Source organism: Streptomyces sp. AV19, from assembly GCF_015999245.1.
Lineage (GTDB): Bacteria > Actinomycetota > Actinomycetes > Streptomycetales > Streptomycetaceae > Streptomyces.
This window is the reverse complement of sequence record NZ_JAEAMR010000010.1, coordinates 488,603-506,677: the sequence shown is the minus strand read 5'-3', so window position 1 is coordinate 506,677 and position 18,075 is coordinate 488,603. Positions and strand designations below refer to the sequence as shown.

At 70.5% G+C, this 18,075-nt stretch carries 12 protein-coding genes and 1 pseudogene; 6 read left to right on the top strand and 7 right to left on the bottom strand.

Annotated elements, in window-relative coordinates; all coding sequences use genetic code 11:
* Nucleotides 1–174 precede the first annotated feature (174 nt).
* The 5 genes and pseudogenes from I5Q34_RS20720 to I5Q34_RS20700 all read left to right on the top strand — a co-directional run.
* Nucleotides 175–2,406: pseudogene (locus tag I5Q34_RS20720) on the top strand (TIM-barrel domain-containing protein); the annotation flags it as partial.
* A 42-nt stretch (nt 2,407–2,448) separates the two neighbouring features.
* The gene (locus I5Q34_RS20715; protein WP_199893809.1) at nt 2,449–2,964 is read left to right on the top strand and encodes an SRPBCC family protein; all 516 of its coding nucleotides are present in this window, start codon (nt 2,449–2,451) and stop codon (nt 2,962–2,964) included.
* Nucleotides 2,965–3,425: 461 nt separating this feature from the next.
* Nucleotides 3,426–4,907, top strand: a complete 1,482-nt coding sequence (locus I5Q34_RS20710; RefSeq protein ID WP_199893808.1) for a cell wall-binding repeat-containing protein — start codon at nt 3,426–3,428, stop codon at nt 4,905–4,907.
* Between the two features lie 14 nt (nt 4,908–4,921).
* Nucleotides 4,922–5,317: a hypothetical protein gene (locus I5Q34_RS20705; RefSeq protein ID WP_199893807.1), complete on the top strand. Its 396-nt coding sequence runs from the start codon at nt 4,922–4,924 to the stop codon at nt 5,315–5,317.
* Nucleotides 5,318–5,392: 75 nt separating this feature from the next.
* The gene (locus I5Q34_RS20700; protein ID WP_234429175.1) at nt 5,393–5,803 is read left to right on the top strand and encodes an ASCH domain-containing protein; all 411 of its coding nucleotides are present in this window, start codon (nt 5,393–5,395) and stop codon (nt 5,801–5,803) included.
* A gap of 19 nt (nt 5,804–5,822) precedes the next feature.
* Here I5Q34_RS20700 and I5Q34_RS20695 read toward each other — a convergent pair whose 3' ends face one another.
* The 7 genes from I5Q34_RS20695 to I5Q34_RS20665 all read right to left on the bottom strand — a co-directional run bounded on the left by I5Q34_RS20695 (nt 5,823) and on the right by I5Q34_RS20665 (nt 14,141).
* Nucleotides 5,823–6,662 carry a hypothetical protein gene (locus tag I5Q34_RS20695; RefSeq protein ID WP_199893805.1) on the bottom strand — a complete coding sequence of 280 codons (840 nt, stop codon included), beginning with the start codon at nt 6,660–6,662 and terminating at the stop codon, nt 5,823–5,825.
* Between the two features lie 86 nt (nt 6,663–6,748).
* Nucleotides 6,749–7,801, bottom strand: a complete 1,053-nt coding sequence (locus I5Q34_RS20690) for a PAC2 family protein (RefSeq protein WP_199893804.1) — start codon at nt 7,799–7,801, stop codon at nt 6,749–6,751.
* 144 nt (nt 7,802–7,945) lie between these two features.
* Nucleotides 7,946–8,992: a glycosyl hydrolase family 18 protein gene (locus tag I5Q34_RS20685; protein ID WP_199893803.1), complete on the bottom strand. Its 1,047-nt coding sequence runs from the start codon at nt 8,990–8,992 to the stop codon at nt 7,946–7,948.
* 132 nt (nt 8,993–9,124) lie between these two features.
* Nucleotides 9,125–10,732: a glycerol-3-phosphate dehydrogenase/oxidase gene (locus I5Q34_RS20680; RefSeq protein WP_199893802.1), complete on the bottom strand. Its 1,608-nt coding sequence runs from the start codon at nt 10,730–10,732 to the stop codon at nt 9,125–9,127.
* Nucleotides 10,733–10,734: 2 nt separating this feature from the next.
* Entirely contained in the window at nt 10,735–12,261 is a 1,527-nt protein-coding gene (gene glpK, locus I5Q34_RS20675) for a glycerol kinase GlpK (RefSeq protein ID WP_199893801.1), read from the bottom strand.
* 46 nt (nt 12,262–12,307) lie between these two features.
* Complete coding sequence (locus tag I5Q34_RS20670; RefSeq protein ID WP_199893800.1) at nt 12,308–13,084, bottom strand: MIP/aquaporin family protein; 777 nt, start codon at nt 13,082–13,084, stop codon at nt 12,308–12,310.
* Between the two features lie 292 nt (nt 13,085–13,376).
* Nucleotides 13,377–14,141 carry an IclR family transcriptional regulator gene (locus tag I5Q34_RS20665; RefSeq protein ID WP_199893799.1) on the bottom strand — a complete coding sequence of 255 codons (765 nt, stop codon included), beginning with the start codon at nt 14,139–14,141 and terminating at the stop codon, nt 13,377–13,379.
* Between the two features lie 289 nt (nt 14,142–14,430).
* On the opposite strand from I5Q34_RS20665, the gene metH reads away from it, so the two are divergent.
* Nucleotides 14,431–17,940 (top strand): methionine synthase, encoded by a 3,510-nt coding sequence (gene metH, locus I5Q34_RS20660; protein WP_199893798.1) that lies wholly within the window; start codon nt 14,431–14,433, stop codon nt 17,938–17,940.
* Nucleotides 17,941–18,075: the final 135 nt, after the last annotated feature.

Here is an 18,075-nt window from a genome sequence, read left to right as displayed (position 1 = left end):
GGGGGGGGGGGGCCGCCCGGGGGGGGGGGGGGCGCGCGGGGGGGGGGGGGGGGGGGGGGGGGCGCCCCCCCCCCCCCCCCGGAAACGGTGAAAGGGTGGGGCCGGGGCAAACTCCCCTCCCCGCCCCCACCGCCCCATGGTCGTGCACACGCCACATGCGATAGGCATGCCTCCATGGACAATCGCCCCCGATGGAGAACAGCGATCGTCACCACCGTCCTCGCCCTCGCGGCGACCCTGACCGGCGGCGCCCCACCCGCCCCGGCCCGCGCGGACGCCCGCGCCGACGCCCCCGCCGATGAGCAGACCGTCGGCGACGTCACCGGCTTCGACCCCACCCCCACCGAATTCCGCATCCACGCGGGCCCCGCAACGGCCCGCGTCCGCTTCACCACCCCCGAAACCCTCCACCTCGAACTCGCCCCCGACGGCCGCTTCACCGACCCCACCGCCCAGGACATCGTCCTCCCCCAGGGCACGCCCCCGCCCACCCGCTGGCGCGACCGCGGCGACCGCTACGAGCTGAGTACCACTCAACTCACCCTGCGCGCCTACAAGAAGCCCCTCCGCTTCGCGCTCCACCGCGCCGACGGCACACGCCTGTGGTCGGAGTCCAAGGGCCTCACCTGGACCCGGGACCGCACCACGCAGACCCTGGACCGCGGCCGGAACGAGCAGTTCTACGGCGCCGGCATGCAGAACGGCCGCGGCAACACCTCGCACCGAGGCAAGAAGGTCGAGGTCGGCGTCGACTACAACTGGGACGACGGCGGCCACCCCAACTCCGTCCCGTTCTACCTCTCCTCCGCCGGCTACGGCGCGTACCGCAACACGTACGCGCCCAACACCTACACGTTCGACGCCCCGGTGAAGGCCACGGCCCAGGAACGCCGCTTCGACGCCTACTACTTCGCGGGCGGAACGCCGAAACAAGTCATCGGCGGCTACACCAAACTCACCGGAAAGCCCTTCCTCCCACCCCTCTACGGCCTCGAACCCGGCGACTCCGACTGCTACCTGCACAACAAGAACCGCGGCGAACGCCGCACCCTCGACGCCCTCAAGATCGCCGACGGCTACGTCGAGAACGACCTGCCCCTCGGCTGGATGCTGGTCAACGACGGCTACGGCTGCGGCTACGAGAACCTCCCCGAGGTCACCAAGGGCCTCGCCGACCGCAAGATGCACATGGGCCTCTGGACCGAGGACGGCCTCGACAAGCTCGCCGACCAGGTCAAGACCGGCCAGCGCGTGGCCAAACTGGACGTCGCCTGGGTCGGCGAGGGCTACAAGTTCGCCCTCGACGGCTGCAAGGCGGCGTACAAGGGCATCGAGGACAACAGCGACGCCCGCGGCTTCACGTGGGCCCCGGAGAGCTGGTCCGGCGCGCAGCGCTGCGGTGTCCAGTGGTCGGGCGACCAGAAGGGCTCGTGGGACTACATCCGCTGGCAGATTCCCACGTACGCGGGCGCCACGATGTCCGGACTGGCCTACACCACCGGCGACATCGACGGCATCTTCGCCGGCAGCCCGAAAACCTACGTCCGCGACCTGCAGTGGAAGGCGTTCCTCCCGGCCGTGATGACGATGGACGGCTGGGCGCCCACCGACAAGCAGCCCTGGCGGTACGGAGAGCCGTACACCTCCATCAACCGCAAGTACCTCAAGCTCAAGGAGTCGCTGCTGCCGTACATGTACACGTACGCGGCCGAGGCGGCCCGCACGGGCGTCGGCCCGGTCCGCCCGCTGGTGCTGGAGTACCCGGACGACCCGAAGGCGGCGACGGAAGCGGCGAAGTACGAGTTCCTGACGGGCGAATACTTCCTCGTCGCCCCCGTCTACGAGGACAAGGAGACCCGCGACGGCATCTACCTGCCGCGCGGCACCTGGACGGACTACTGGACGGGCCGTACGTACCGGGGCCCGACGACGGTCGACGGCTACCGCGCCCCGCTGGACACCCTGCCCCTCTTCGTGAAGGCGGGCGCGAACATCCCGATGTGGCCCGGAATCCGCTCCTACCGCGACCGGACGCCCGGCTCCCCCCTCGCCTGGGACATCTACCCGCCCACCCGGGGCCGTTCCTCCTTCACCCTCTACGAGGACGACGGCGTCACGCGCGCCCACCGGCAGGGCGCGTACGCCCGCCAGGAGGTACGGACGCACACGCTGCCCGACGCGCTGCGCATCCAAGTCGGCGCCTCCATCGGCCACTTCAAGGGCAAGCAGGCCACCCGCCCGTACACCTTCACCGTCCACTCGCGCACGGCCCCGGCCGCCGTCACCCTGGACGGCCGTCCGCTGCCCCGCCACGCCTGGCGATACGACCCGTCCGACCGGGGCGGAGTCGTTCGCATCACAACCCCGAGCCGTACGACGGACCGCCCCTTTACGCTCATGCTGAAGACGGGCTGACGGCCTGTCATATCGGTTACCGAGGAGAACGCAATGAGTGACGCCACCGCCCCGAGCGTGCACGACGAGGTGCACGTCGAGGCCACCCCTTCCGAGGTCTGGAAGCTGGTGAGCGACATCGGCCTGCCCGCCCGGCTGAGCCCCGAACTCCAGCGCACCGCCTGGCTCGACGGTGCCACCGGCCCGGAACTGGGGGCCCGCTTCGAGGGGTTCAACCGCCACCCGGTGGCCGGTGAGTGGCGGACCGTCTCGCAAGTGTCCGACCTGGAGCCGGAGCGCCGCTTCGGCTGGGCGGTCCTGTACGGCGAGTCCGGCGACGCCTCGCAGCCCGTCGCCACCTGGACCTTCGAACTCCGCCCGGAGGGCGCCGGCACCCACCTGCGCTTCACGGCACGGATCTGGCCGGAGCGCTCCCAGCTGGGCGCCATGATGGAAGGCGCCCCGGAGCGGGCGCAGAAGATCCTGGCGGGGCGCCTCGGCGAGCTCGGCACGGGCATCGGGGCCACGCTCCAGGGCGTGAAGAAGCTCGCGGAGGAGGCGGCGGCCTGAGCGGCGACGAGAGGGAACCCCGCACCGGCATGGGGTTCCCTCTCGTCGCTTCTTTCACCGCGGCTTGACCTCCGTTGATCCGGGACACCCGCCCCCGACGCCGCGCTCCTTCTCCCTCCCCCCCCGGCTATCCGGACATCGGCATAACCGGTCACCGCACGGCCGTGCGTCCGAGCTGTGCTGACTGTCCGTCAGTGACCGGGGTGAGGTAAGTCACGTCTTGCTTTTCCGCTTTGAGTTGGTTGGCGACCAAGCGGGGTCCTGGCTCGTACGCGGGAGGGGCTTTAAGGTCGCTTTACTTCTTCATTGCTTGAGGGGTGGGTGGAATGGGGAGATCCTCCCCGCTTTGGGCGGCCTTGTTCGCTGCACTGATCGTTGGGGTGACCGGTCAGCTGGCAGCAGCTCATTCGCGGTTCGCGGAGTCGACAGCGGGACCGGCCGCTGCCACGCAGGCCGTCAGCTTGACCAGAATCGCCGGTGGTGACTCCATTGACACCGCCGTGAAGGTTTCTCGGGCGCACTGGAAGGCGATCTCCGCTGCTGATGGGAACCCGGCGGAGTCGGTCGTGATAGCCCAGTTCGATGGCTATAAAGACGGGCTGTCTGCCATTCCTTTGGCCAAGGCAAAGAAGGGCCCGCTGCTCATTACTGAAGAATCGTCGCTCGACGCGCGCGTCGGAGCTGAGATCCAGCGGATTCTTCCGGCCGGCAAGACGGTGTACATCGCCGGCGGACCCGGAGCCGTGAGTTCAGGCGTGGAACGTTCCATCCGCTCCCTCGGGTACCAGACGAAGCGCCATGGCGGTGCCGACGCGGTCGGTACCTCGCTGGCTGTTGCGCGAGAGGGGATCGGCACTCCACGGCACGTGACCATCGCATCGGCCGACGACTGGAAGGACCCGCTGAGCGCGGCCAGCGCAGTGGCCGCTGCCGATGGTGCGCTCATCCTCAGCGACGGTGAGCGTCTGAGCCCCGAGGCGAAGGCATGGCTGGACGGTTTGCCCCCTGCGGTCACGAAGACAACGGTGGGTGGGCCGGCCCGTAGGGCCTATCCGAGCACGGACGGTCCGGTGGTGGGGAAGAACGCGGTGGAGACCAGTGCCTTCATCGCGGACAAGTTCATGCCGAACCCGGGGCGGGTCGCTCTTGCCACGACCAATGGCTTCCGCGACGGCCTGGCCGGTGGCGCCTATGCGGCGACGATCGGGATGCCGACGCTGCTCAACCCCGCTGACAAGCTGGAACGAGGATCCGGTTGGTTCGCGGAGGACCACAGTGCATCGACCAAGGGCGTCACCTTGTTCGGCGGTACCAGCGCATTGTCGGGCGATGTGGCCTCGGCCGTACAAGCGGCGGCTACTGAGAAGTTCATCCCTGGCGAGCTGGTCCCTGCCGATGAAAAGCCCGGTACGGCCAAGGACGTTGCCCACCTCGCCATCGCTCCGGACTGGGCTCTCGACGGGAAGAGCCTCAGCTCGTCCGGTGGGTACAGCGGTGGGATGAACGACGCGGAGTACGCCTTCTGCAAATGGCCGAGCAGGTGGTCGATCTGCACGAAAGCCAAGGGCGCGGCCGATCTGGCTCAGTACAAGGCGAACCGGGAGAAGGAGTCCGGTGGAATGTGGCCGGGCAGCAAGGGCAACGGAGGCAAGGTGGATGCCTACCGGCATTGCTCGTGGAACTCGGTGATGGCCTTCCATATGGGTTCGAAGACGGCCAAGGGATTCGGTGATCGCCACGAGAAGGGGCCGAAGCCGCCGAACATGAGCGAGTCGACGGCTGAACGGCACCATCTCATGGACAAGTACAACAACTCTTGGGGGCGGTACTTCGGTCAGTACGCCCGTGACGTGGGAATGAGCACCAACGAGGCGGTCTCGCACACGACCGGATGGTGTCTTCTGGCCGTCAATGAGGGAACCCTCGACTACATGTGGTACTAGGGTGCGATCCGGAAATGGTCAACATGCGTCGTGTGCTGCTGTGGTTGGGCCTGCTGCTCGTGGTGGGGCAGACACTCCTGGTTGCTGCCTACTGCTTCTGGTTCTTCCCCTTCTTCGCCAACGGCATGGGGCCGGAGGACGAAGCCTCCGGGAGCCGGCTCGCGCCGGTCGTACCAGTAGTGGTCGGTCTGCTCGTCGTGGCCGTTGGCGCATGGGTGTGCCGTGGTCTGCTGTATGTGCTGTACGGCAGAGGGCCGACGGCCAAGGCGGTGCGAGCGGCCAGTGCGCTGCAGGTGCTGGTGGCCGGTTGCGCCGTTCTTGTCGGCTGGCCGACCGCCGCGGCGGCCGCCGGTCTTCTCCTCGCCCTTCTTCTCGCAGCCCTCGTCCTGCACCGCCGTGTCCCCACGTGACGGATGCCGGGGCTGCTGCCGGGCGGATGCTCAATCCCCTGGTGGCCTGGGCACATCGAGCCGTACGGTCCGCTTATGAACCTCCCCCGTATCGAGTTCGCCTTCCCCGGCCCCCTCCGTGATCGCCTCGTCGCCGCTGTCCTCGACGGTACGAAGACCTCGACGACGGGCCTGCTCGCCGACTACGAGCGCGCGGGCGACCCGTTGCCCAGAGCGGGGGAGAGGTACGCGGTCGTCGACTCCGCGGATCGCCCGGTGGCCGTCGTCGAGGTGACGGACGTCCGGATCGTCGCCCTCGCCGAGGTGGACCTTGCCCACGTCGTCGACGAGGGTGAGGGCGACCGTTCGGTCGCGGAGTGGCGCGCGAATCACGAGTCCTTCTGGCATGGCCCCGGGATGCGGGCCACGCTGGACGACCCGGCGTTCACGGTGGACGACACGACGCGGGTGGTGCTGGAGCGCTTCCGCGTCGTCGGCGTCCTGTGAACGGGCGGCCGCCGCCCGCTCAGTCCTTCATCGCCTTCTCGAAGATCTCGCGCTTCATCTGCTCGTCCGTGAGCACGTCCTTCGCCGCCGGCGCCCGCAGGCCCGGCTCGACGCCGAAGTCCCGGTACTCCTCGGTCAGTTCGGTCCCGCCCTTCGAACCCTTGGCGGATTCACGGGACTTGAGCGGCAGGTCGTCCTTGCCGATCCACACGTCGATCTCGACCCGGTCGTGCCCGGCCTTGCGGTGGTCCTTGACGTACGACTCGCGCAGCCAGTCGCGCATCGCCTTGCCCTTGTACTTGGCCAGCTCGTCGAGGACGACGGTGCCCTTGAAATGGGCGGCCTTCTTGCCGGAGACGTCCTCGTCGCCGACGCGCTGGACGTCCTTCGTCGCGCGCAGCACGCCCAGCAGGACGGGGAGATCGCCCTCGGCCCGCTTCTGGACGTCCTCCGGCTTGGGCGGAGCCTCGCCCTCGCGCAGGAGGTTCGTGCTGGACCAGTGGCGGCCGCGGCCGTAGGAGCGCATCTCGTCGGCGGAGCGCTTGGTGTAGAGCATCTGTCCGACACCGATCGTGTGGTCGAAGTCGTCCTCGCCCTTGGAGTCCGCCCGCCAGGTCCGGCGCTCGTCCAGGTCCGGGCGGCGGGTGAACGCGTACTCGCCGCGCTCCGTGCCCCCCGGGCCGGTCAGCTTCCGCTTCGTGCGGTAGGAGTTCTGGTCCGCGGTCTTCTTCGCCGCCGCCGTCAGGACGGTCTGCGGGTCGCGCGTGTCCTGCTTCTCGCCGTCGCCGCAGGCCGTCAGGGAGAGGAGGAGGGCGGTGCCCAGGGCCGCGGCCAGGGCGTTCTTCTTCATTCCGGTCATCGTTCGCATATTCGCCGTACAGCCTACGTGGCGCCCGTACGGCGAAGGGCGCCGCCCCCGGCATCACGGGTGCGGCGCCCTCGCGCTCACTTCTCGGGTTCCGCGGGCGGCGACGGCGGACCCTCGTCCCCGTCCTCCCGCGGCTTCTTCGGCCGCGGCGGCCGCGTCCGCCCGCTGCTGGTGTCCCGCAGGTACGACGCGTCCGCGACGCCCGGATCGGCCGCCAGGCCGCCCGGCTGGCCGGGCGCGGGCGGGGTGCCCGGGGCAGCCGACCCGTCCTTGGACTGCCCGTCGCGGCGGCGCAGATAGCGCTCGAACTCGCGGGCGATGGCCTCGCCGGACGCCTCCGGCAGATCCGCCGTGTCCCGCGCCTGCTCCAGCGACTGGACGTACTCCGCGACCTCGCTGTCCTCGGCCGCCAGCTGGTCCACGCCCAGCTGCCACGCCCGGGCGTCGTCGGGCAGTTCGCCCTGCGGGACGCGCAGGTCGATCAGGTCCTCCAGGCGGTTGAGGAGGGCCAGCGTCGCCTTGGGGTTGGGCGGCTGCGAGACGTAGTGCGGGACGGCCGCCCAGAGGCTGACCGTCGGCACGCCCGCGTGCGTGCACGCCTCCTGGAGGATGCCGACGATGCCGGTCGGGCCCTCGTAGCGGGACTCCTCCAGGTCCATGGTGCGGGCCAGGTCCGGGTCGGAGGTGACGGCGCTGACCGGGACCGGCCGGGTGTGCGGGGTGTCGCCGAGCAGCGAGCCCAGGATCACCACCATCTCCACGCCCAGCTCGTGCGCGAAGCCCAGGATCTCGTTGCAGAACGACCGCCAGCGCATGCTGGGTTCGATGCCCCGGACGAGCACCAGATCGCGCGTCCCGCCCGTGCCGCCGGCCCCTCCGGTGCGCACCACGGACAGCCGCGTCGTCGGCCAGGTGATCTTGCGGACCCCGCCGTCGAGCCAGACCGTCGGCCGGTTGACCTGGAAGTCGTAGTAGTCCTCCGCGTCCAGCGCGGCGAACACCTCGCCCTTCCACTCCCGGTCCAGGTGCGCGACCGCACTGGACGCGGCGTCACCGGCGTCGTTCCAGCCCTCGAAGGCACAGATCATGACCGGGTCGATCAGCTCGGGAACTCCCTCAAGCTCGATCACCCAGCGCCTCCTTCCGACCGGGGCGCACGGGGGGTTCCGTGCCACCGCCGGTTGCCGTTCCGTGCAGTTGTCTTGCGTGCCCCAAGCCTACGACCTGAACGACGTGCGGTCGCAGTCCCCGGAAGGGATGCTCGTCACCCCGCATCACCCGCGGGCCCCCCAACCGTTCCGGTATACGCGCCAGTCGTCCTCGGTGGCCGCGAAGTCGACGTACAGGGCGAGGCCGAACCGCTCGCGGTGCCGGTCCTCGCGGGTCAGCCCCAGCCGGGCCCCGCGCAGCGCCGCCGCCGCGGTCTCGGCCGAGCCGTGGTGGCCCATGTCGTCGGTGTGGAAGAACGGCAGGCCCATGAGCAGGTCCGTGCCCGAGGGGGTGGCCTCCAGGGCGAGCCGGGTCTGCTGGGCGACGTAGCCGCCGTAGAGGCTCTCCCACGGCAGGGCGGTGTCGTAGGACATGACCGCTATCTGGTCGGTGCGCCGGGCGACCTTGGCGAAGTACGCCTGCGACCACCACTTGGGGCTGCCGAACGCGCGGGAGGCGGAGTGCATCGAGGGCAGCGGGTCGATCTGCTGCGCGGCCACGGAGAGCACGCCCCCGGCGGAGCGGACGGCCGGCCGCAGCGCGCCGAGGAGGGTCAGGAAGTCGCGGTTCCCGTCGCGGACGGGCTCGACGTCCAGGTGGACGCCCTCGAAGCCGGCCCGCAGCACCTGGACGGAGCTCGCCACCACCGCGTCCCGGACGCGGGCCGAGTCCAGGTGCAGCCCGCCCCCGCGGTCGTGGGCCACGACGTCGCCGAGCCACGCCTGCACCCGCACCCCGGGCAGCTCGCGGTGCACGGCGTCCAGCAGCCGGCGGGCGCCGCGATAGGCGGAGGCGGGCAGGGTGCCGTCGTGCTCCAGCGGACCGGCGTGGACGTAGAGGTCGCGGACGCCGGTGCCGCCGATCCGCCGCTTGAGCGCGGCGAGGTCCTTCTCCGTGCGCCGGCCGTCCACCCAGGCGTGCCCCAGCCACACGGCGTCGCGGCCGCGGGTGACGGCGTCGTCCGCGGGCACGCCCGCGTAGGAGGCGCGCAGCGCCCCGGCGGCGGCCAGCACGGGCACCACGACGATCAGTACGGCGACGAGCACGGCGCGCCTGACCGTCCGCCTGCGCGGCAGGCGGACGCGGAAGGCACGGAGATCCGGCCGTTTCATGAGTTTTTCCCCCTCCTCTTCCAGTGACGGGGAAGAGGCCCCGCGGGTTGCGTCCCATGGGACACGGCGCGGCAACGGCGAGGGCGGGGAAGGACGTTCGTCCTTCCCCGCCCTCGTGAGCGGTGTCGCGGATCAGCTGTCGCGGCCCAGCATGTCCTTGACGCGGGTGCGGACGGGTTCGTCGTCCAGACCGCGGATCGTCAGGGTGGTGCGGCGGCGCAGCACGTCGTCCACCGTCTCCGCCCACTCGTGGTCACGGGCGTAGGCGACCTGGGCCCAGATCTCCGGGCCGTCGGGGTGGATGCGCTCGCCGAGCTCCGGGTTCTCGTTGACCATGCGCGCGATGTCGAAGGACAGCGAGCCGTAGTGCGTGGCGAGGTGACGGGCCGTCAGCGGGTCCATGCGGCTGCCCGGCTCGCGGTCCACGAGCAGGCGGTGGGCGACCGCGTTGGGGTTGGCGACACCGGGCAGCGGGGTGCGGCGGACCAGGCTGGAGACGGGCTCCATCTCCTCGGTCAGCGGGCTGCCGGGCACCTTGGCGAGCTTGGCCATGACCGTACGGCCGATGTGGCGGTAGGTCGTCCACTTGCCGCCGGCGACGGAGAGCATGCCGCCCTTGCCCTCGGTGACGACGGTCTCGCGCTTGGCCTGGGCCACGTCGCCGGGGCCGCCCGGCAGCACGCGCAGACCGGCGAAGGCGTAGGTCATCAGGTCACGGTCGAGGTCGGCGTCCTGGATGGAGAACGCCGCCTCGTCCAGGATCTGCTGGATGTCGTCCTCGGTGGCGCGGACGTCCGCCGGGTCGCCCTCGTACTGGGTGTCCGTGGTGCCGAGGAGGAGCTGGTCCTCCCAGGGCAGGGCGAAGGTGATGCGGTACTTGTCGATCGGGGTGGCCATGGCGGCCTTCCACGGCGACTTGCGCTTCATCACGATGTGCGCGCCCTTGGAGAGGCGGATGGAGGGGGCCGCGCCCTTGTCCTCCATCGTGCGCAGGTGGTCCACCCACGGGCCGGTGGCGTTGAGCACGACGCGGGCGTCGATGCCGAACTCGGTGCCGTCGACACGGTCCTTGATCTCGGCGCCGGAGACCTTGCCGTGGGTGAAGCGGAGGCCCTGGACCTCGGCGTGGTTGAGGACGACCGCGCCGGACTCGACGGCCGCGCGGACGGTCATGATCGCCACGCGGGAGTCGTTCATCTGGTGGTCGTAGTAGACCGCCACGGCCTTGAGGTTGTCCGTGCGCAGACCGGGGTTGTCGGCCTTGGCCTTGGCCGGGGAGATCACCTTGCCGACGCCGTCGCCGAAGGCGGACAGCGCCGAGTAGGCGAACACACCGGCGCCGAGCTTGGCCGCGCCGACCGGGCCGCCCTTGTAGACGGGCAGGTAGAAGGTCAGCGGGTTGACCAGGTGCGGGGCCACGTCCTTGGCCAGCACCCGGCGCTCGTGGTGGTTCTCCGCGACCAGCTTGACCGCGCCGGTCTGCAGGTAGCGCAGACCGCCGTGGACGAGCTTGGAGGACGCGGAGGAGGTGGCGCCGGCGAAGTCACCGGCGTCCACCATGGCGACCCGCAGCCCCGACTGCGCGGCGTGCCAGGCGACCGAGGTGCCCAGGATGCCGCCGCCGATGACCAGGAGGTCGTACGTCGCGTTGGACAGTCTCTCCCGGGCCTCGGCGCGGCCCGGGTTGACGCCGGCGGCCGGGTGCGTTCCCAGGGTCGGAACGCTCTGCGGGGTTGTCATGATTACTCCTCGTCCTCGATCCAGCCCATGGTCCGCTCGACGGCCTTGAGCCAGTTCTTGTACTCGCGGTCACGCGTGTCCGCGTCCATGCGGGGGGTCCACTCGGCGGCCCGGCGCCAGTTGGCGCGCAGGGCGTCGGTGTCCGGCCAGAAGCCGACGGCCAGGCCGGCGGCGTAGGCGGCGCCGAGGCAGGTGGTCTCGGCGACCATCGGGCGCACCACGGGGGCGTCCAGGAAGTCCGAGAGCGTCTGCATCAGCAAGTTGTTGGAGGTCATGCCGCCGTCGACCTTCAGCGCGGCCAGGTCGACGCCGGAGTCCTTGGTCATGGCGTCGGTGATCTCGCGGGTCTGCCAGGCGGTGGCCTCGAGCACGGCGCGGGCGATGTGCGCCTTGGTGACGTAGCGGGTCAGGCCCGCGATCACGCCGCGCGCGTCGGAGCGCCAGTAGGGGGCGAACAGGCCGGAGAAGGCAGGCACGAAGTAGGCGCCGCCGTTGTCCTCGACGGAGCTGGCGAGCGTCTCGATCTCGGCGGCGCTCTTGATCAGGCCCATCTGGTCGCGCATCCACTGCACGAGGGAGCCGGTGACGGCGATGGAGCCCTCGAGGGCGTAGACCGGCTTCTGGTCGCCGATGCGGTAACCGACCGTGGTGAGCAGGCCGTTGTACGACTGGACGGGCTCGTCGCCGGTGTTCATCAGCATGAACGTTCCGGTGCCGTAGGTGGACTTGGCCTCGCCCTGGTCGAAGCAGGTCTGGCCGAAGAGGGCCGCCTGCTGGTCGCCGAGCGCGGAGGCGACCGGGACGCCGTCCAGGGCGCCGCCCTTGGCCGTGCCGTAGACCTCGGCGGAGGAGCGGATCTCCGGCAGCACGGCGGCCGGGATCTCCATGGAGGACAGGATGCGCCCGTCCCACTCCAGGCCGCGCAGGTTCATCAGCATGGTGCGGGAGGCGTTGGTGACGTCGGTGACGTGGACGCCGCCGTCGGCACCACCGGTGAGGTTCCAGATGACCCAGGAGTCCATGGTGCCGAAGAGGATGTCGCCGCGCTCGGCGCGCTCGCGCAGGCCCTCGACGTTGTCCAGCAGCCAGCGGACCTTGGGGCCGGAGAAGTAGGAGGCCAGGGGGAGGCCGGTCTCGCGGCGGAAGCGGTCCTGGCCGACGTTGCGGCCGAGCTCCTTGCACAGGGCGTCGGTGCGGGTGTCCTGCCAGACGATGGCGTTGTAGACCGGCTCGCCCGTGTTCTTGTCCCACATCAGCGTGGTCTCACGCTGGTTGGTGATGCCGATGGCCTTGACGTCGGCGGCGGTGATGCCCGCCTTCTCGACGGCGCCGGCGACGACCTCCTGGACGTTGGCCCAGATCTCCTTGGCGTCGTGCTCGACCCAGCCCGGCTTCGGGAAGATCTGCTCGTGCTCCTTCTGGTCGACGGAGACGATGCGGCCGTCGCGGTCGAAGACGATGCAGCGGGAGGAGGTGGTGCCCTGGTCGATCGCCGCGATGAACGGGCCGTGGCCGTGGGTGCTGGTCATGTGGTGTGTGCTCCTGAGTCTGAAGGTCTCGGCTGTCGTACGTGCGTCAGAAGGCCTGGTGGATGCCTGCGGCCAGGGCGGCGCCGACGAGCGGGCCGACGACCGGGATCCAGGCGTAGCTCCAGTCCGATCCGCCCTTGTTGGGCAAGGGCAGCAGCGCGTGCACGATACGGGGACCGAGGTCGCGCGCGGGGTTGATCGCGTAACCGGTCGGGCCGCCGAGCGAGAGGCCGACGCCGACGACGACGAGCGCGACGATCAGGGTGCCGGTGCCGCTGACGGCGAGGCCCTTGGTCAGGCCGAGGTTCAGGATGGCCAGGACCAGCACCGTGGTGGCGATGATCTCGGTGGCCAGGTTCTGCACGACGTTGCGGACCTCGGGGCCGGTGGAGAAGACACCGAGCACGGGACCGGCCTTGGGGGCGGCGGACCGGTCGACCAGGCCCTCCTCGTCCAGCTTCGCGACCAGCTCCGGGTCGGTGAGGTGCGCCCGGAACTGCCCGTAGTAGCTGAGCCACACCAGCGCGGCACCGATCATGGCGCCGAGCATCTGGGAGCCGATGTAGACCGGGACGTCACCCCACTTGGTGCCGCCGTCGATGGCGAGACCGAGGGTGACGGCCGGGTTGAGGTGCGCGCCGGACGGGGCGGCGATGTACGCGCCCGTCAGTACGGCGAACCCCCAACCGAACGTGATGGCGACCCAGCCCGCGTTGAGCGCCTTCGAGCGCTTCAGCGTGACAGCGGCACACACGCCGCCGCCGAGCAGAATCAAGACAGCGGTACCCACGGTCTCGCTGATGAAGATGTCGGAGCTGGACACCCGCGACTCCTTTGTCCTTCGTCCAGGGGAAGGCGAACCCCGGGTCCATCCGGTGGTCCGCGCCCTCCGTGAGGGCGGTGATCGGTCCCGTGGCACTGCACACCATAGCGAATATTGTCGGTAGGTGTTCGACAATGCCGACCGATGCACGGCAGTTTTCTGCACGGTTAAGAGCACGTCAAGGGTTGTGTGACCGGAAACTCCTGGCCATTTGGCCGGAAATCTACGTTCGGATACCGGTCGGTAACGAGGTGGTCTCGGGCGCCCCTCCCGAGGAGCCCCTCCCGGACCGTCAGAACCGCCCGGCGCCCAGGTCCCGCGAGACGGCGCGGGCGCAGTCCCGTACGGCCGCCACCAGCTGGGCCCGCAGCTCGCCGTCCGCGCAGACGCGCTCCACGGCGCCGGTGATGCCGACGGCGCCGACGGGCATCCGCCGGCGGTCGTGGATGGGGGCGGCCACGGACGCGAGGCCCGCCCAGGTCTCCTCGACGTCCGACGCCCAGCCCCGGGCGCGGATCAGGTCCAGGGCGCCCTCCAGTTCGGCCAGGTCGGTCACCGTGCGGTCGGTGAACGCCTCGGGGGCGGTTTCGGCCAGCTGGCTGTGCGCGACCGGGTCGTAGGCGCAGAGCACCTTGCCGAGGGCGGTGCTGTGCAGCGGCTGCATCGCGCCGACCTCCAGCACCTGCCGGCTGTCGTCCGGCCGGAAGACGTGGTGGATGATCAGGACGCCCTGCTGGTGGAGGACGCCGAGGTGGACGCTCTCGCCGCTGGCGCGGGCCAGGTCGTCCGCCCAGACCAGGGCGCGGGCGCGCAGCTCGTGCACGTCCAGGTAGCTGTTGCCCAGCCGCAGCAGTTCGGCGCCCAGCTGGTAGCGGCCGGAGGCCGGGTCCTGCTCGACGAAGCCCTCCTGCTGGAGGGTGCGCAGGATGCCGTGCGCGGTGCCCTTGGCGAGCCCCAGCGCGGAGGCGACGTCGGACAGCCCCAGCCGTCGCTCGCCGCCCGCGAGCAACCGCAGCATCGCCGCCGCCCGTTCGAGCGACTGGATGGTCCGTGCCATCGGGCAACCTCCGCCGTGCCGTTCTCCATCATGCCGTCGTGCTGTTCGGCATTGCTGAACACTATCGGCCCATGCCGACCGGGGGATAGCCGACGTGGCGTGATCATGATCGCTGGGCGTGCGCCGGACCGCGTACCGGACGGTCGTCCGCCGGGCGTGCGCCGCCCCGTCCCCCTGTCCGGGGCGTGGGACGCCCCCTGCGCCGAACGGGTACTGCGGCTACGCTTGCCGCGTGCGCCCTCTCCAGGAGGGCGCAAAGCCGACAGCCGTCGCAACCACGGGAGCACCCATGGCCTCGAAGCCATTGACCGTCAGTTCTTCCCGCTCCGACCGGCTCCGGGAGGCTCTCGCCTCCCGAGTCGTCGTCGCCGATGGGGCCATGGGCACCATGCTCCAGGCTCAGGACCCGAGCCTGGAGGACTTCCAGCAGCTGGAGGGCTGCAACGAGGTCCTGAACGTCACCCGTCCCGACATCGTCCGCTCCGTCCACGAGGCGTACTTCGCGGTGGGCGTGGACTGCGTGGAGACCAACACCTTCGGCGCCAACCACGCGGCACTCGGCGAATACGACATCGCCGACCGCGTCTTCGAACTCTCCGAGGCCGGCGCCCGCGTGGCCCGCGAGACCGCCGACTCCTTCACCGCCGGGGACGGCCGCACGCGCTGGGTCCTGGGCTCCATCGGCCCGGGCACCAAGCTCCCCACCCTCGGCCACGCCGCCTACGCCGTGCTGCGCGACGCCTACCAGGCCAACGCCGAGGGCCTCATCTCCGGCGGCGCCGACGCGCTGCTCGTCGAGACCACCCAGGACCTGCTCCAGACCAAGGCGTCCGTCCTGGGCGCCCGCCGCGCCCTGGAGGCGACCGGGCAGGACCTGCCGCTGGTCGTCTCGGTGACCGTGGAGACCACCGGCACCATGCTGCTCGGCTCGGAGATCGGCGCGGCCCTGACGGCGCTGGAGCCGCTCGGCATCGACATGATCGGCCTCAACTGCGCCACCGGCCCCTCCGAGATGAGCGAGCACCTGCGCTACCTCTCCCGGCACGCCCGCATCGGCCTGTCCTGCATGCCGAACGCCGGTCTGCCGGTGCTGGGCAAGGACGGCGCCCACTACCCGCTGACCCCGGCCGAACTCGCCGACGCCCAGGAGACGTTCGTCCGCGAGTACGGGCTGTCGCTGGTGGGCGGCTGCTGCGGTACGACGCCCGAGCACCTGCGGCAGGTGGTCGAGCGGGTACGGGGGCTGGAGCCGGTGGCGCGGGAGCCGCGTCCGGAGCCGGGCGCGGCGTCGCTCTACCAGTCGGTGCCGTTCCGTCAGGACACCTCGTACCTGGCCATCGGTGAGCGGACGAACGCCAACGGGTCGAAGAAGTTCCGCGAGGCCATGCTGGAGGGCCGCTGGGACGACTGCGTGGAGATCGCCCGGGACCAGATCCGCGAGGGCGCGCACATGCTGGACCTGTGCGTGGACTACGTCGGGCGCGACGGCGTGGCCGACATGGAGGAGCTGGCGGGCCGGTTCGCGACCGCGTCCACGCTTCCCGTCGTCCTCGACTCGACCGAAGTGCCGGTGATCCGGGCCGGGTTGGAGAAGCTCGGCGGCCGCGCGGTCATCAACTCGGTGAACTTCGAGGACGGGGACGGCCCCGAGTCGCGGTTCTCGAAGGTGGCGGCGCTGGCGCGGGAGCACGGCGCCGCGCTGATGGCGCTGACCATCGACGAGGAGGGCCAGGCCCGTACCTCGGAGAAGAAGGTCGAGATCGCGGAGCGGCTCATCGCGGACCTGACAGAGAAGTGGGGAATACGCGAGTGCGACATCCTCATCGACACGTTGACGTTCACGATCTGCACCGGGCAGGAGGAGTCCCGCAAGGACGGGATCCACACGATCGAGGCCATCCGTGAGCTCAAGCGCCGGCACCCGGACGTCCAGACCACGCTGGGCCTCTCCAACATCTCCTTCGGCCTGAACCCGGCCGCCCGGATCGTCCTGAACTCCGTCTTCCTCGACGAATGCGTCAAGGCCGGCCTCGACTCGGCGATCGTGCACGCGTCGAAGATCCTGCCGATCGCCCGGCTGGAGGAGGAGCAGGTCCAGGTCGCCCTGGACCTGATCCACGACCGGCGGCGGGAGGGCTACGACCCGCTGCAGCGGCTGCTGGAGCTCTTCGAGGGAGCGACGGCCAAGTCGCTCAAGGCGGGCAAGGCGGAGGAACTGCTGGCCCTGCCGCTGGAGGAGCGGCTGCGGCGGCGGATCATCGACGGCGAGCGGAACGGCCTGGAGGCCGACCTCGATGCGGCCCTGACCGAGCGCCCGGCGCTGGACATCGTCAACGACACGCTGCTGGAGGGCATGAAGGTCGTCGGCGAGCTCTTCGGCTCCGGGCAGATGCAGCTGCCGTTCGTGCTGCAGTCCGCCGAGGTGATGAAGAACGCGGTGGCCCACCTCGAGCCGCACATGGAGAAGAGCGACGCGGAGGGCAAGGGCACGATCGTGCTCGCGACGGTCCGCGGCGACGTCCACGACATCGGCAAGAACCTCGTCGACATCATCCTCTCCAACAACGGCTACACCGTGGTGAACCTGGGCATCAAGCAGCCGGTCTCGGCCATCCTGGAGGCGGCGGAGGAACACCGGGCGGACGTCATCGGGATGTCCGGGCTGCTGGTGAAGTCCACGGTGATCATGAAGGAGAACCTGGAGGAGCTCAACCAGCGCAAGCTGGCGGCCAGCTACCCGGTCATCCTCGGCGGGGCCGCCCTGACCCGCGCCTACGTCGAGCAGGACCTCCACGAGATCTACGAGGGCGAAGTCCGGTACGCGCGCGACGCGTTCGAGGGCCTGAAGCTGATGGACGCGCTGATCGCCGTCAAGCGCGGCGTACCCGGCGCGACGCTCCCCGAGCTCAAGCAGCGGCGGGTGGCCAGGACGGCGGCGACCGTCGTGGTGGAGGAGGAGCGGGAGCCGGAGGGCTCGGTCCGCTCGGACGTCTCCGTCGACAACCCCGTCCCCGAGCCGCCGTTCTGGGGCACGCGGGTGATCAAGGGGATCGGGCTCAAGGACTACGCGTCCTGGCTGGACGAGGGCGCGCTCTTCAAGGGCCAGTGGGGGCTGAAGCAGGCCCGGGACGGCGGCCCGACGTACGAGGAACTGGTGGAGAGCGAGGGCCGGCCGCGGCTGCGGGGCCTGCTGGAGAAGCTCCACACGGACAATCTGCTGGAAGCCGCCGTCGTCTACGGCTACTTCCCCTGCTACTCCAAGGGGGACGACCTGATCCTCCTGCACGACGACGGCAGCGAGCGCACGCGCTTCACGTTCCCGCGGCAGCGGCGGGGGCGGCGGCTGTGCCTGGCGGACTTCTTCCGCCCGGAGGAGTCCGGCGAGCGGGACGTGGTCGGGCTGCAGGTCGTCACGATCGGCTCGAAGATCGGCGAGGCGACGGCGAAGCTGTTCGCGGCGGACGCCTACCGGGACTACCTGGAACTGCACGGCCTGTCCGTCCAGCTGGCCGAGGCCCTCGCCGAGTACTGGCACGCGCGGGTGCGCTCCGAGCTCGGCTTCGCCGGGGAGGACCCGGACCGGGTGGAGGACATGTTCGACCTCAAGTACCGGGGCGCCCGCTTCTCCCTCGGGTACGGGGCGTGCCCGAACCTGGAGGACCGCGCGAAGATCGCGGAGCTGCTGCGTCCGGAGCGGATCGGTGTCCAGCTCTCGGAAGAATTCCAGCTGCACCCCGAGCAGTCGACGGATGCGATCGTGATCCATCACCCGGAGGCGAAGTACTTCAACGCGCGGTAGTCGGGGGCTGGGGGTTTGCCTGCCCCCGGCCCGCCCTTTCACCGTTTCTTCCGGGGCAGGCCCCGGGCCCGTAACGCGGCTGCGCCGCGTTGACCGGGGGCTGCGCCCCCTGGACGGGTCGGGGCCCCGGGGGGG

Excerpts from the sequence above, each read along its gene's own strand:
- I5Q34_RS20715 (WP_199893809.1), top strand. The coding sequence starts at position 2,449 with ATGAGTGACGCCACCGCCCCGAGCGTGCACGACGAGGTGCACGTCGAG.
- I5Q34_RS20665 (WP_199893799.1), bottom strand. The coding sequence starts at position 14,141 with ATGGCACGGACCATCCAGTCGCTCGAACGGGCGGCGGCGATGCTGCGG.
- I5Q34_RS20680 (WP_199893802.1), bottom strand. The coding sequence starts at position 10,732 with ATGACAACCCCGCAGAGCGTTCCGACCCTGGGAACGCACCCGGCCGCC.
- metH (WP_199893798.1), top strand. The coding sequence starts at position 14,431 with ATGGCCTCGAAGCCATTGACCGTCAGTTCTTCCCGCTCCGACCGGCTC.
- I5Q34_RS20705 (WP_199893807.1), top strand. The coding sequence starts at position 4,922 with ATGGTCAACATGCGTCGTGTGCTGCTGTGGTTGGGCCTGCTGCTCGTG.
- I5Q34_RS20695 (WP_199893805.1), bottom strand. The coding sequence starts at position 6,662 with ATGACCGGAATGAAGAAGAACGCCCTGGCCGCGGCCCTGGGCACCGCC.
- glpK (WP_199893801.1), bottom strand. The coding sequence starts at position 12,261 with ATGACCAGCACCCACGGCCACGGCCCGTTCATCGCGGCGATCGACCAG.
- I5Q34_RS20685 (WP_199893803.1), bottom strand. The coding sequence starts at position 8,992 with ATGAAACGGCCGGATCTCCGTGCCTTCCGCGTCCGCCTGCCGCGCAGG.
- I5Q34_RS20700 (WP_234429175.1), top strand. The coding sequence starts at position 5,393 with ATGAACCTCCCCCGTATCGAGTTCGCCTTCCCCGGCCCCCTCCGTGAT.